Source organism: Dyadobacter luticola (assembly GCF_005860805.1).
Lineage (GTDB): Bacteria > Bacteroidota > Bacteroidia > Cytophagales > Spirosomataceae > Dyadobacter > Dyadobacter luticola.
Map to the genome: position 1 here is coordinate 599,074 of NZ_VCEJ01000004.1, position 14,431 is coordinate 613,504.

Below are 14,431 nucleotides of genomic sequence, written 5' to 3' on the forward strand. Positions count from 1 at the left end.
GAAACGAATGGCGTTATTGCAACGTCATTCGTTTTTTTATACCTACGTTTCTCATGTCGTTAGACCGCTCGTTAGCACCAGATTTTAAGGTTATACATTCCGTTCATTTTCCAGATCCCAAAACCTATACACTCGATAATGGCCTTGCCCTGCATGTGATCAACATTGGCGAGCAGCCGGTGATCCGGCTGGAATGTATTTTCGAAGCCGGCAACTGGTACGAAGAGAAAATCGGTGCATCGTACTTTGCTATCAAAATGCTGCCCGAAGGTGTTCGTGGCATGGCGTCGCAGGAAATCAGCGAGGCGTTTGACAAGCTGGGCGCATTTACCGAAATGACGCACACTTCGGATCGTATAGGTGTTGTCGTTTATTGTCTTTCCAGGTTTTTGCCCGAAGTTTTGTCACTTGTGGGCCAGCTTATCCAGGAAGCAACATTCCCTGAAAAGGAATTACAGGAACTCCGCAACATTACTGTTCAAAACCTCAAAGTCAACAAAGAAAAGAATGCTTACCTGGCGACGACCGAGTTCAGAGCGCAGCTTTTTGGCCTGGATCACCCCTACGGCCAGAGCCAGGACGAAACCAATATCGCCAATTTATCGCCCGATGCGATCCTCGATCATTATAACAAGTTTATTAAAAACGGAAAATTTACCGTCGTCCTCGCCGGTATGGTTTCTGAAGCCGATGTGCAGGTAGTCAATGATACTTTTGGAAAAAGCACATTTAATGATGCAGGTTCGCAAGTGAATTTCACGCCCGGCGCGATTTATCAGAATCAGGAAACCGTTGTGGCACGTCCCGAAAGTGTGCAGTCTTCGATTCGTATGGGCCGGATTTTGTTTAACCGTCATCACCCGGATTATTTCCGGTTACTGGTGACCAATGAAATTCTGGGCGGATACTTTGGTTCGAGGCTGATGAAAAACATCCGCGAGGAGAAAGGGCTTACTTATGGCATTTCGTCGCATCTGGTCGCATTGCGTCACGAAGGCTATTTTATGATCGGGACCGACGTGAAGAAGGAATTTACGCAGCAGACGATCGACGAAATCAAGAAAGAAATTTTCAAGTTGCAGACCGAAATGGTGGGCGAAGAAGAACTTACCACCGTGAAAAATTTCATGGCAGGCGAGTTTGCGGGATCATTGAATACCGCTTTTGAAGTAGCAGACCGTCAAAAAGTTTTGTTACTTGACGGACTTCCTGACGATTTTTATAAAAACTATATCAACAACATTCACGCGGTGACCAGCCAGGACGTGATGGCGATGGCGAATCTCTATCTTCAGCCAGAAAGTATGGTCACTGTGATTGCGGGCGGCAAGTAATTATTTATCCGCATTCAGCGCCAGCTTGTATGCTTTCAGGCATCGCTCGCGCGCCATCTTGTGATCTACCATGGGTTCCGGATACTGGTCAGTGCCAAATTCCGGGACCCATTTTTTAATGTATTCCTGCTTTGGGTCGAACCGCTCAGCCTGGGCCGTAGGGTTGAAAATACGGAAGTAGGGAGCGGCGTCGGTACCCGAGCCTGCCGCCCACTGCCAGCCACCATTATTGGCGGCCAGATCATAATCCAGCAATTTCTCCGCAAAATATGCTTCGCCCAGCCGCCAGTCGATCAACAAATGTTTGGATAAAAAGCTGGCAGTGACCATTCTGACGCGGTTGTGCATAAATCCGATCTCATTAAGCTGACGCATACCGGCGTCCACCAGCGGATAGCCAGTCTGCCCGTCGCACCATTTTTTAAAATCTTCTTTATCGTAGCGCCACTTAATGTTGTCGTAAGCGCTCCTGAAAGCTTTTCCCCTGCCCACTTCCGGGAAATTCCATAAAATTTGCTGATAGAAGTCCCGCCAGATCAGTTCATTAAGAAAGACACCACTATGATCTTTGGCTTCCCGCGCAAGCTCCCGGATACTGATCGTGCCGAAACGTAAATGCACGCCTAGTCGGCTCGTCGCATTTTCTGCCGGAAAATCGCGCTCTTGGGCATAATGTTTCAATTTTTCGGGTTGAATGTGATCGGACGGAAAATCATAGTCCGACTCTTCAAAACCCATTTCTTTGATCGTTGGACTTGCAGGGGCGGTCCATTTCAAAAGGTTTTTAATATACTTTTTGGTTGGGTAAGACGAAAGATAAAATTCATTGCTCTTCTCCCGCCAGGCGCGGCTGTAAGGTGTAAAAACAGTATACGGCGTCCCCTGACCACTCAGAATTTCATTTTTTTCAAAAATCACCTGATCCTTGCAGCCTTTAAATGCAGTACCTTTTTCTTTAACGATCCTGAAAATCTTCTTGTCCCGGTCCGTCGCGTACGGTTCGTAGTCGGTATTGGTATATATCTCCGCAATGTCATATTGGTCACTCAGCTTTTTCCAGACGTCTTCGGGAAAACCGTATTCTACCAGAATATCTGCATCATGCGACCGGAGTTCTTTGCGAATGTCTTCAATGTGCTTGTAAATGAAGGTGATACGATCGTCCTTCTTATTCGTGAGATCGTCCAGAATGTTTTTATCAAAAATAAAAAGCGGAAGCACCGGATATCCCGATTTGAGCGCATAGTAAAGTCCGGCATTATCATCCAGCCTCAGGTCTCTGCGGAACCAGAATAGGACGATTTTCTCTTTGATTTTTGAATTCATGAACGGGGCGTGTTAGTATATTTACCGGCGCATTGCCTTGCTAATGCAGTGCACAAAAATCCGACCACAGTTTACATTTTAACTCAGCCGAAGTTCATGAAATTACAATTAATTATCCTGTTCAGCCTCGTGTGCATGACAGTGATGGGCCAAAAAAACACAGATAAGCAAGAATGGAAGCAGCTTTTTAACGGGAAGAATCTGGACGGCTGGGACATTAAGATCAGAGGATATGACCTGAATGACAACTATAATAACACATTCAGGGTAGAAGATGGAAAAATGGTGGTGCGGTACGACAAGTACGACGATTTCAAACAGAAATACGGCCACATTTTCTACAAAGGCGATTTTTCGTATTACAGAATTTCGGTGGAATACCGGTTTGTAGGCGAGCAGGCGCCGAAAGGAGAAGGCTGGGCCTGGCGTAACAGCGGTATCATGGTGCACGGGCAACCGGCTTCGACGATGGGTAAAGACCAGGATTTTCCGGCTTCGATTGAAGTGCAGCTTCTGGGTGGAAATGATAAAGTACGTACAACCTGTAACCTGTGCACGCCTGGAACGAATGTGGTGATGAATGGAAAACTGATTACCCAACATTGTGTGAACTCCACGTCAAAAACCTATAATGGCGACCAGTGGGTAAAAGCGGAGGTTTTGGTACTCGGCGACTCGCTTATTCAGCATTTTGCGAATGGTGAGATGGTGCTGGAATACAACAAACCGCAACTGGGCGGCGGGAATGTAAGCGGCAATGATCCATCACTGATGATCGCTGGAAAATTGCTCGATCACGGCTCCATTTCCCTCCAAAGTGAAAGCCACCCCGTAGAATTTCGCAAAGTGGAACTGCTCGATTTAAAAGGATGCATGGATCCGAAAGCAACGAACTATAAGTCGTATTTCGTGAAGGCGGATAATGCGCAGTGCAGTTATGGGAAGAAGAAATAAATAGCTATAAAGTTGAAAAGGCCCGAAATCTAAACATTTCGGGCCTTTTTCATGTATAGCTTTATCCTACAATCTCACAATCTCAGCCCCAATCGCATTCAGCCTCGTATCAATATTCTGGTACCCCCGGTCGATTTGTTCAATGTTATCGATAATGCTGACGCCTCTTGCTGATAATGCTGCGATGAGCAATGCTACTCCGGCGCGAATGTCCGGGGATGTCATTCTGATGCCGCGGAGCTGTGTTTCGCGGTTGTGACCGATCACTGTGGCGCGGTGCGGGTCGCAGAGGATGATCTGCGCGCCCATTTCTATGAGTTTATCTACGAAGAATAAGCGGCTTTCGAACATTTTCTGGTGGACCAGCACGGTACCTTGTGCCTGCGTGGCAGTTACCAGGATAATGCTCAGCAAATCTGGCGTAAATCCCGGCCAGGGAGCGTCGGCTACGGAGAGTGTCGAGCCGTCTAGGTAATTTTCGATGCGGTAATGTTCCTGGGCAGGGATAAAGATATCGTCGCCGCGGAATTCCATTTTAATACCCAATCTTTGGAAAACATCAGGGATAATCCCCAGCTGTGGTATTTGGCAATCTTTAATGGTAATTTCAGATTGCGTCATTGCAGCCAGACCAATAAAGCTGCCGATCTCGATCATATCCGGCAACATGGTATGTTCTGTCCCCCGCAGCTCGGTTACGCCTTCTACCACAAGTAAATTAGAAGCGATACCGGAAATTTTCGCACCCATGCGGTTCAGCATTTTACAAAGTTGCTGCAAATAAGGCTCGCAGGCAGCATTATAAATGGTTGTTGTACCTTCGGCCATTACCGCCGCCATCAGCACATTGGCAGTCCCGGTTACCGAAGCTTCATCCAGCAACATATAGGTGCCTTTCAAATTCGCCGCATCGACCCGGTAAAAACCGCCGTCTTCCTCGTCATAACTGAATGTAGCACCCAGTTTTTCAAAACCTAAAAAGTGCGTATCCAGCCTCCTGCGGCCGATTTTATCGCCGCCCGGTCTTGGAATTCTTCCCTTGCGAAAACGCGCCAGCATCGGTCCCAGCAACATCACCGAGCCGCGCAAAGCCGCCGCTTTTTGTCTGAAAGAATCCGATTCCAGGTAATCCAGATTGATATCGTCCGCTTCAAAACGGATGGAAGTTTCGCTTAAACGGGTGCGACGCACACCCAGATCACCCAAAAGGTTGATCAGCTGGTTGACGTCGCGGATATTGGGAATATTATGTATGGTGACAGGTTCCTTGGTAAGCAATACGGCGCAAATGATCTGCAGCGCCTCATTCTTGGCGCCTTGCGGTACGATTTCGCCCTTAAGACGTCTGTCTCCGGTAATTTTAAATGAAGCCATAGATGGTTTTGGGCAAATAAAAAGACTATCAAAACTTGGGGCCTACATTCCCCCTTGTTTCTTGCGGTTGTTACGGTTGTTTCCGTTGTTGTTATTCCGGCCGGAGAATTTGTTGTTTGGCCGGTTGCGGTTAGGATTTCCCTGATTGTTATTACCGCCTTGACGCTCAGGATTATGGTTGGATTGTGCCTTGAATCCACCGCCTGCGTGGTTGCCGCGGTTGCGTTCCTGGCCGCCACTGTTATTACGGTCTTTTGGAGCTGCGTCCACTGGGCCATTTTCGCGGATGTAGTCGATTTCTTCTTTCAGCGCGCCTTTACTTAACTGTTCAAGCTGGCCGAGAAGCACATTATCTTCCGGATTATCTTTATTCCAGGTATTGAAAAACGAGCGCATCAGGCGGAAAATGTACGATACAAAAGCCAGCCTGTCTTCCGAATTTTCTGTTTGTACTGCCTTTTCCAGCAGCAGGTCGATGTTCCGGCCGTAGTGGCGGTACATTAGGTTTTGCTGGTTGTAGCCTACTTTAAGCGGTTTTTTCCCAAGCGCTTCCGGCGATGGTGGAGGAAACGGACTATCCACATCGAGCTGAAATCCGGAGATAATGTACAGGTCGTCCCACAACTTGTTGGTATAATCCTGGTTGTCCCTCATGTTCGGGTGAATTTGCCGCATGAGCTCGACCAGAATGTGTGCGTAAAGGTTGCGTTTGGTCTTGTCCTCCATCCTTACGATGTGCTCGGCAAGTTTTTGTACGTTACTTCCGTATTCTTTCAAGGGAATTGTTTTTTATGTAGTTGACAAAAATAAGAAGTTTTTACCGAAAGAAAATTGCTAGCGAACCCATAATAATCTTCCCTGCAAAGCCGCCGGAGTTTCTGAAAATGTGGAAAAGTGACTTTCATCGGGTACGATTTGATAAATATAAAGCCCTGCCGGAAGCTCTCCGGGATGCCAGTACCAGGCATTTGTACCAGGTTGGATGCGCATCGTTTTACGCAGAATTTCTGCACCTGTACTATTATATATGTAAAACTGCGCAGCCGATTCCTGTGACTGGCTTCCCGCTTCGAAGCTAAACTGAAAATGCGAATCCGAGGGATTGGGGGACACTTTCAAAGAAATAAAACCTTTCTCGTCGGTCACCTGAAAATGGATCTGATAATCAGGGGCGAAGTTTCTCAAAGAATCCCGGGCCTGTAAAGTCAGCAAATAAGTGCCTGCATCCAGCTTTTCGGGAAAATTAAGTGCTACTTGAATGTGCTCTTTTGATAGATATTTCCAGGTTGCATTTGCGAGCGATAATCGTTTTTCCAGACAACCGGAACATTGTTTTTTTAGCCAGATAATAATGCTGGTTGTATCAGATTTTGCAATGTTTTGATCCAGTAAATCAATGTCAATGTGCGGCTGGGCAGAAACTGTTTCATTATTTTCAATTTCCCGACCATCAAGGGAAGCAATCATTACCGGTGGAATGTGATCTTCAAAACTGGGATCACCTGCAAATGTTGAATCAACATTTGCATCGGAAAACTTTCCGGGAAAAATGCGGATTGCCGGATCGCCGTGGAGGTTCATTTGCTGGGCGGTGATGCGGTCGTTAATGTCGGGGTTTCGGCTGAAAATCCTTTTGATAGCTTCTTGCTGGATATTTCCGAAAGGTTGGTGCGTGAATATGCTGTCGGCGAGGACTTCGTAGAAAGTTTCGGTATACTTTTTCAATGCCGTGGAAACACCATTAAATGTATGCGCCAGAAACAGTACAGCGCCATTTTCGGGCGTGAAAATCCAGTTGCTGCTGAGGGTTTTGTCTGAATAAAAAATGCTGCCGGAAGCACAGCCATTGACGATCACCGCCGGGTATCGCGGATGCATGTTGTATTTCCGTTTCGGATCGCTGGCGTAGCCGATGTCAATGTCCGTCACGTCAATCCCGGAATGTCCGAAAAGCGTCATCAATGCTGCGCCTTTATTTAAATGTTCCTGAATCGGCAGTTCTTCGACGGGATCGTCAGTTTGTTTCGAAATCGTTTCAATATTTACCGCGAGATGTGAACCTGCGAGTTTCCGCTCAAAATCTTTCACATATCCTTTAAATTCAGTCAGCTCATCCCGCGACCTGCCGCCACTTAAATGCAGAATGTTTCGCCGCCAGGACGCATTCACAGGCTGCGCTTCCAGTGCCTTTACTTTTTGTAAATAATCGTAAACATTCAGCGAAGTCGATGCATTAATCCGCCCGACCGGTATAATTGGATATGAGTCAGTTGAATCTGATTTTCCGCCTGGTGTCATCGCCAGTGCCACGTCCGAGCCTGGCCAGCCAGCATTCGGTACCATATCCACATTTCTCGCATTTGCCATTTTCCGCGCCTTTTGCGGATCAATAGATTTGCCTATCAGAAACACAACCCGCAGTGAGCCAGCCTGATGCAGCCATGAAATAATGTTCCGTAGTCCCATAGGGCCTGGATCTCCGTAGTTGAACTGATCAAAAACCTCGGAACTGTTGATAACCAGCGGCTTGTAATTTCCACCGGCTGGCGAAGCGCGGTAAGTTGCATATTCCGTCACAGGATCTATACCAAAGACTGGCAAATGCATGAATTCGTGTGAAATGATGAGGTAGTCAAAATCAGCAGGATTTAGATTTTTGAATTTGACTAAATACATTCTGGCAACATTTAGAAATTCCTTTACTCCTATAACTTTGACAGCTTCCCCCAGCGAAATTCCCGAATCTGTTTTACCTAATATCTCAGAATTTTGAGGATCGGTAATGTTATAAAAGTCAATTCCATCAGGATTTTCACATTGCCAAAACTGATTTTCAGAAGCAGGAAATAAAAATGTTTTTTGATCTGAAAAGTCCTTAAACGTAGTTTTCTGAGGATATTTTAGCAATCCGTAAGAAACAGAAACATGGCCACCTTTTTCTATTGGCACCAATGTAAAAGCCAGATTGCCATCGGCAGGAAAATCCTTAACATTCAACCTGGCCTGCACTTTTACAGACTGATAATCACTGACTGTAATGTTGGTAAGTTTCCTTTTTAAATCTTGCGAACTTCCAGTCCAAAGCTCAAATGCATGTTCACCAACTGTATGGCCAGTCAGCATTAGCTCAATTTCAGCTTCCCCAAAATGTTCAGCCAGCGCACTCTCCATTTTAAATGTGATGGTAAAATGTTCATTTTCCCCAAGCTCTGGCCCCGACCAGCATTCACCTGTATCATAATCACTCAGAACTGAACCAATTTCGAAATTGCTGCCCGCGGGGTAAAATGCACCCGGGAGATAATGTGAGTTAAAAAGCTGGAAGGATTCTGTGAAATGATAATTGACATTCTTCGACGGAAAACTTGGAGCGGATTGGGTTATTCTTTTTCCAAAACCACCATCGGTGCGCCAAGTCAGGAAGTAAGCCGCCGTATCGGAGAAGAGGCTGTAATACTTGTGCGGCATTGCCTTGGGCGAGACATACAATGTTGAATCCGCGTTGCCGTCATGCCTTTCTCCGTAAAAAATAATCTGATCCCCGGCACCCAGCTTTTTGGAAGATCCGGCATTTACGGTTATCGAAATTTCTTTTCCCCGGCGGAACATTTGTAATGTTCCTGGTAAGATTTCATCGACAGGTAAAGCTGCCGATGCCAGTTCATATCCTGAGATTTTATAAAAACCAGTTTTCGCAACCGGAATTTTAAGATAGGTCTGCGCGGGATTGATCCATTCGTTCCCGAATAATTTTTGCGCAGAAACCGGAAAAGTAATCAGTAATAAAAAAGTGTGTGCAAAGATCCTGTACATGGTTTTTTAGTAAAAACACAAGTGCAGGATTGCTTCTAGCGCTGGACTTTCCGGTTATAAACATTCATCGAAAACGCAAATTCGTGTTCGTCGTCGATACCGTGATATTCCGAACTTTCCAGCTCCCAATCGTTTTGGTCTACCACCGGGAAAAAAGCGTCACCTTCCACCTGTGCGTGGACGATGGTTAAAAAAAGTTTTTGAACAACAGAAAGCATCTGCCCGAAAACAGAAGCGCCCCCTAATACAAATACTTCCGGTTCATCAGAAAGTAACGCGAGTGCAGCAGAAATATCTTTTGCGTATAAAGTATCAGGTTCCTGCTTTGCCGGCGGCGAAGAAGTAATCACCACATTCTTATAGGTCGAATGCAGCGCGTCGGGCGCTTCGAAACTTTTTCGTCCCATCAGAAACGGTTTCCCGGCAGTCACTTTTTTGAAATGCTTCCACTCGTCCGGCAAATGCCAGGGCAGGTGGTCTCCCGAGCCGATTACCCGATTTTCGCTCATCGCAGCGATGATGTATAGTTGTGTTTTCGGTGCCAAAATATCATTGGTTAAAGTTCTGAATTTAAGATAAAAATGCGCGCCAGAAAATGTCCCACTAGTCATCGACTTATTTTACCGGCTATCCTTAAAATTTCGCCGCTCCTCCCAAGCGACAAATCTTTTTAACATGGTACCTTGCATCGCAAAGTACCTGTGTATACCTTTGTATTGTTAGAAAATTGCATTCTATCTATTAGCCATGAACTTATTCATTTAATTAACACATGAAAGCACATGAATATTGAAAATGCCCAAGTGCAGATGCGGAAGGGAATTCTGGAATTCTGTATCCTGCACATCATATCAAGGGGCGAAGTGTATGCCTCTGATATGTTGGATGAATTGACGTCCGCGCACATCATGGTGGTGGAAGGCACGTTGTACCCACTTCTTACCAGGTTAAAAAATTCAGGTTGGTTGGACTATAAATGGGTGGAGTCTTCGTCGGGGCCTCCGAGGAAATATTATGTTTTGACGGATGAGGGGAAAATATTTCTGGACGCAATGCAGGCTACTTGGTTTGAGCTTGCCGAGTCTGTGCAAACGGTCATTCACCGCACAGAAGAACTGAGCAAAACATCGTCAGCGAACCTTCCGGACCCTAACTGATCATTTAGAGACATTCGATTAATCCAATCATGAAAAAGACAATCAGCATTAATATAGGTGGTATCATCTTTCACATTGAGGAAGATGGGTACGAGAAGCTAAAAGGTTATCTTTCCTCGATCCAGAAGTATTTTTCTTCGTTTGCCGACAGTAAGGAAATCGTTTCGGACATCGAAGGCAGGATCGCCGAAAGGTTTGTCAACAAACAAAAAGCAGAGGCGAAGCAGGTCATTTCTCTCGCCGACGTAGATGAGCTGATCGCAGCGATGGGTACCGTGGCCGATTTCGAGGCGATCGAGCAGGCCGAGGATATCCTGGCTGATCCGCTAGTTTCGGCTGCATCAGAAAGTTATGGTTCCAAAGAAAGAGTGGGTTCTGCGTCAACTGCTTCTTCTTATACCGCTCCTAAAACAGAATCGGCCACATTCGGCGCTCCTAAAAAACTGTATCGCGACCTGCGCAGAAAGCTGCTTGGTGGTGTAGCCGCTGGTTTGGCGCATTATTTTACCGTGGACCCGATTTGGGTGAGGCTTGCATTTTTGCTCGCAGTAGTGGGTTTGCCTGCCAGCTCCGGTATACTGGGATTGAATATGGAAGATGAATTCGGGCCGGTTTCCGGATTTATGGTCCTGGTTTACATCGCAATGTGGGTGGCATTTCCCGGTTCTTCGGTTTTGGAAGAAGATACTAAGATCAAGAAATTTTACCGTGACCCGGACCGCAAGGTGGTTGGAGGTGTAGCAGCAGGGGTTGCTTCTTATTTTGGAGTTGATCTGGGCGTCGTGCGCTTTCTGTGGGTACTTTCCATCCTGCTTTTCGGAACTGGTGTCGTGATTTATATCGTGCTGTGGGTGATTGCGCCGGTGGCACATACTTTGACCGAGAAAATGGAAATGCAGGGCGAGCCAATTACGCTTTCCAACATTGAATCCAACATTAAACAAAGCCTTAACCTGGACGAAAAAGGCGGAGAAGAACATGGCATCACCAAACTCCTGCTGTTTCCATTCCGCGCAATTGCGCTGGTGATTGGCGCAATAGGTAATTTATTAAAAGGTCTTGGCCCGATTATCCGCGTCACGATTGGCGTCATACTGGTCGCAATGTCAGTGATGGGATTATTGGCACTGGTTGTAGGCGGAGGCGTGGCACTGGGTTTGACCAATTCTGCACAATTCGACGATCTACCGATCCCGCTTCTGATCATCCGAGAAATACCCGATATTCTTATTCTTTCCGGGATTCTGGTTTCCGCAATTCCGATGGTAACATTCCTTTTGCTGGGGTTAACATTGGTTTCCAATAAAAGAATTGTTGGCAGCTCGGTGTGGCTCACCATGTTAGGACTGTGGATCGTGGGTATTATCGGTACAACGATCGGTGGGGTTTCTTATCAAAGAAATTTTGCAAAACGTGGTGAGGTTGTGCAAAATGCATATTACGCAGTGCCAGCCGGCACCCTGACTTTGGATTACAACTACTCGCATGATGATCAAAATGTAGACTTATCCTTCCGGATCATGGGCTACAATAAATCCGACAGTGTGAAACTCGAAAAAGTATTGTTCGCAAGAGGACGTACCCGTGAGGATGCAGAGAAAAATGCGGAGATGCTGAAATATGATATCAAGGTAAAAGACTCGACATTCCTGTTTACCGAAGCGCCCGTTTTTGAAGGAAAAGGCCCTTTCCGTGACCAGCGCATCGATCTGACCCTGAGCATTCCTTATAATAAGCCTTTCGTAATGTCACGTGACTTTTACTACACGCTGAGTCACTGGGACGGTTCTTACCCGAACATGAACCGCTACCATCTTGATAACGACGAGGTGCAGTGGAATTCACTTAAATGGGAAATCCGCAGGGATTCGGGTCTGGTTTGTACCAATATTCCGGCCAAATTCCTGAAAAACCCTGATGAGGAAAACAGCGATAATGCGGGCTACGACTTCGAGAATGACGATGACAGCGGCATGGAACTGGGCGACCGAGGAAAATATATCAAACAGTTCACAGTTTCTGATTTTAATAAAATCGACATCGGCGGCGCTTATTCTATCATTGTCCGCCAGGGAAGCGAGTTTAATGTGGCGGTAGATGCGGAGGAGCAGGAAACCATTGATGACATTAAAGTAATGGTTGAAGGCGGTGTGCTACGTGTGAAACGGACGGAAGAGTTTAATCTTCTTAATAATGACTGGAAAAGGATCGGACTGGTGATCACCATGCCAACAGTTCAAAGTCTCTCACTTTCGGGTGCCAACAAAACAGTGGTATCGGGTTTCACAGGGCTTCCGAAATTGAATGTCGACGTTTCCGGTGCTTCAAAAACCGAAATCAATGTAGACACAGACCAGCTGACCGTGGGTATCTCAGGTGCGTCCAAAACAATATTGAAAGGTTCGGCCAAATCGGCCAACCTGGATGTGCATGGCGCTTGCAAGTTGGATGCAACCGAAATGAATATCCAGTCTGCGGACGTGGACGCGTCGGGGATTTCCAAGGTAGATCTTGGCCACATCCCGAACCTGGACCGTCATGCAAGCGGGGCCAGCAAGATCAATGTTCAGCAGTAAGATCGCCGAACATGCAACTTTTCAAACCGGTCCACCATCTTTGAAAAAATAACTATAACAGCATCATGAAAAAATTACTTATCCTTCCTGTTATCGCATTTGTCCTGGTCGCCCTGGGCGCTAGCGCTCAGGATACCCGCAACTTCTCAGCCAATGGTTTTACGAAACTGTCTATGGGAAGCGCATTCAAAATCGAAGTAAAGCAAGGAAGCGGGTACAGCATTACCACTTCCGGCCGCAAGGAAGACCTGGAAGATCTGGAATCGTCGGTGAAAGGCTCGACATTTCATTTAGGTTACAAAAACAACGGCTGGAATAGAAACCGCATAACTGTGAATGTGAACATTACCATGCCTTCGCTGGACGGTATAGACTTTTCAGGTGCGAGCAAAGCCAATGTTGCGAATTTCCCAAATACAAAAAATCTGAGCATCGACGTTTCGGGCGCTTCTCAGGTTACGATCGCCAGCAATGCACCGAAAATCAGCTTTGATCTTTCCGGCGCATCTTCGCTGAAACTCGATGGATCAGGAGATGTCCTGACAGGCGAAGTGAGCGGCGCATCTTCTTTCAAAGGACAGGATTTCTCAGCCAAAGTGGCCAACATTGACGCCTCAGGCGCCAGCAGCGCACACGTAATGGCAAGTGCCACGGTCAACGCAGAAGCGAGCGGCGCCAGCAGCGTAAGATATTCCGGCGGCGCGAAAGATATACATTCGAGTACTTCGGGGGCCAGCTCGGTGAAGCGGGCTGATTGATTTTCTACAAGATATAAAGTTCAAAAGGCTGCCGGGTAGGCAGCCTTTCTTTGTTATTGGCAGCCCTGGTATTTGTATGTTGTAACCCTCGAAATGGTTTCCTGATCAATAGTTCTGCCGAGTGTTGTTGTTTCGGGGAATCCTGATGCATTGTAAGTATGCGTATAATTCTGGGACGAATTGGGATAATTTTCAAAACTTGTAAACTTTTCTTCGGTTAGATTATTAGCTCCTTTTCCGTCTGATAACTGAGCAGTCCTTATCGGCTCGGGAATACCTTTAAATTGAGTAGGGATTAGTGTTTCAGGATTTGGATGGTCGTCATATTTAAATTCCTGGCGATACTTTGTCACATTATCGCGAATCTGCTCCACGTAGGCCAGGTTACCTTTTGCATCATAACCTAATTTGTAAGTAGCATTACCTATAATGTCCTCACTTGGCAGGCCTGTTTCATCATAATTAACAATGTGCTTGGCTCCATTGATTGACGAAGTGTAGGTATTCGAGGACCTTATATCATTTTTGTATATAGTAACGCTGAGATCGCCGTTACTGAATTTTTCCGTGGAAGATTGGGCCTTGCCGTCAGAATCATATTGATAGGTCCGGGCACTTGAAGTAGTTGTTTCAACCGGGCTCTGATTGTCCCCAATAAATACGGTCACACTTTTCGATGACGTTGATACGACTTTTTCGGAAGCATAAACAAAGTCAGTAGTCAGAGTCGTGATCGCGCTCACATCATTATAAAAACCATTTCCATAACCAATGTTTCCTTTCGATTTGGCAATAAATCCGGTGGTTGTGATTTGCTGCATCAAGAAACCGTTACTATCATAAATGAAGTGATAATCCTGCTGATTGGTTGACCTCGAATATTCAGAACTGATTGAATTTTCAGTAATTATAAAAGTGGAAGTATACGACGTGTTGGCATCTTTTAGTCTGCCATTCTCATCCAATGCGAAATCAGAGGTATATTCCTCTCCGCGGCCACCAGGATAAATAATCTTGTAACTATTTCCAAGATACTTGCAGGTCGGCTCCGGCAATACATGATCTTCTTTTGAGCATGAGCATACTATTAATGATAAAAATAAAAGTGCAGGTAAAAGTCTGAATTTGGTCATAGTAGG

At 46.0% G+C, this 14,431-nt stretch carries 11 protein-coding genes; 5 read left to right on the top strand and 6 right to left on the bottom strand.

The window, feature by feature from the left end; genetic code table 11:
* Positions 1-53 precede the first annotated feature (53 nt).
* Positions 54-1,334 carry a M16 family metallopeptidase gene (locus FEN17_RS13275; RefSeq protein ID WP_138365832.1) on the top strand — a complete coding sequence of 427 codons (1,281 nt, stop codon included), beginning with the start codon at positions 54-56 and terminating at the stop codon, positions 1,332-1,334.
* Here the strand turns inward: FEN17_RS13275 and FEN17_RS13280 are convergent, their stop codons facing one another.
* On the bottom strand, positions 1,335-2,660 hold the full coding sequence (locus FEN17_RS13280; RefSeq protein ID WP_138365833.1) for a cryptochrome/photolyase family protein: 1,326 nt from the start codon (positions 2,658-2,660) through the stop codon (positions 1,335-1,337).
* A gap of 96 nt (positions 2,661-2,756) precedes the next feature.
* Between FEN17_RS13280 and FEN17_RS13285 the strand changes: the two genes are divergently transcribed.
* A complete protein-coding gene (locus FEN17_RS13285; RefSeq protein ID WP_138365834.1) occupies positions 2,757-3,614 on the top strand; it encodes a 3-keto-disaccharide hydrolase in 858 nt (285 codons plus the stop codon).
* 66 nt (positions 3,615-3,680) lie between these two features.
* Here FEN17_RS13285 and murA read toward each other — a convergent pair whose 3' ends face one another.
* Genes murA through FEN17_RS13305 form a run of 4 tightly spaced genes read right to left on the bottom strand, consistent with a single transcriptional unit; the run spans position 3,681 to position 9,346 of the window.
* Entirely contained in the window at positions 3,681-4,988 is a 1,308-nt protein-coding gene (gene murA / locus FEN17_RS13290) for a UDP-N-acetylglucosamine 1-carboxyvinyltransferase (RefSeq protein WP_138365835.1), read from the bottom strand.
* 42 nt (positions 4,989-5,030) lie between these two features.
* Positions 5,031-5,765 (bottom strand): DUF4290 domain-containing protein, encoded by a 735-nt coding sequence (locus FEN17_RS13295; protein ID WP_138365836.1) that lies wholly within the window; start codon positions 5,763-5,765, stop codon positions 5,031-5,033.
* A 57-nt stretch (positions 5,766-5,822) separates the two neighbouring features.
* Positions 5,823-8,801 (bottom strand): putative type IX secretion system sortase PorU2, encoded by a 2,979-nt coding sequence (porU2, locus tag FEN17_RS13300; protein ID WP_138365837.1) that lies wholly within the window; start codon positions 8,799-8,801, stop codon positions 5,823-5,825.
* A gap of 35 nt (positions 8,802-8,836) precedes the next feature.
* Positions 8,837-9,346 (bottom strand): dihydrofolate reductase, encoded by a 510-nt coding sequence (locus tag FEN17_RS13305; protein WP_229208813.1) that lies wholly within the window; start codon positions 9,344-9,346, stop codon positions 8,837-8,839.
* A 237-nt stretch (positions 9,347-9,583) separates the two neighbouring features.
* On the opposite strand from FEN17_RS13305, the gene FEN17_RS13310 reads away from it, so the two are divergent.
* From FEN17_RS13310 to FEN17_RS13320, 3 genes are all read left to right on the top strand, one after another.
* On the top strand, positions 9,584-9,958 hold the full coding sequence (locus FEN17_RS13310; protein ID WP_138365839.1) for a PadR family transcriptional regulator: 375 nt from the start codon (positions 9,584-9,586) through the stop codon (positions 9,956-9,958).
* 29 nt (positions 9,959-9,987) lie between these two features.
* Entirely contained in the window at positions 9,988-12,534 is a 2,547-nt protein-coding gene (locus FEN17_RS13315; RefSeq protein WP_138365840.1) for a PspC domain-containing protein, read from the top strand.
* Positions 12,535-12,599: 65 nt separating this feature from the next.
* A complete protein-coding gene (locus tag FEN17_RS13320) occupies positions 12,600-13,292 on the top strand; it encodes a head GIN domain-containing protein (protein WP_138365841.1) in 693 nt (230 codons plus the stop codon).
* 53 nt (positions 13,293-13,345) lie between these two features.
* On the opposite strand, the gene FEN17_RS13325 is transcribed toward FEN17_RS13320, so the two are convergent.
* Complete coding sequence (locus tag FEN17_RS13325; protein ID WP_138365842.1) at positions 13,346-14,425, bottom strand: hypothetical protein; 1,080 nt, start codon at positions 14,423-14,425, stop codon at positions 13,346-13,348.
* Between the last annotated feature and the right edge of the window lie 6 nt (positions 14,426-14,431).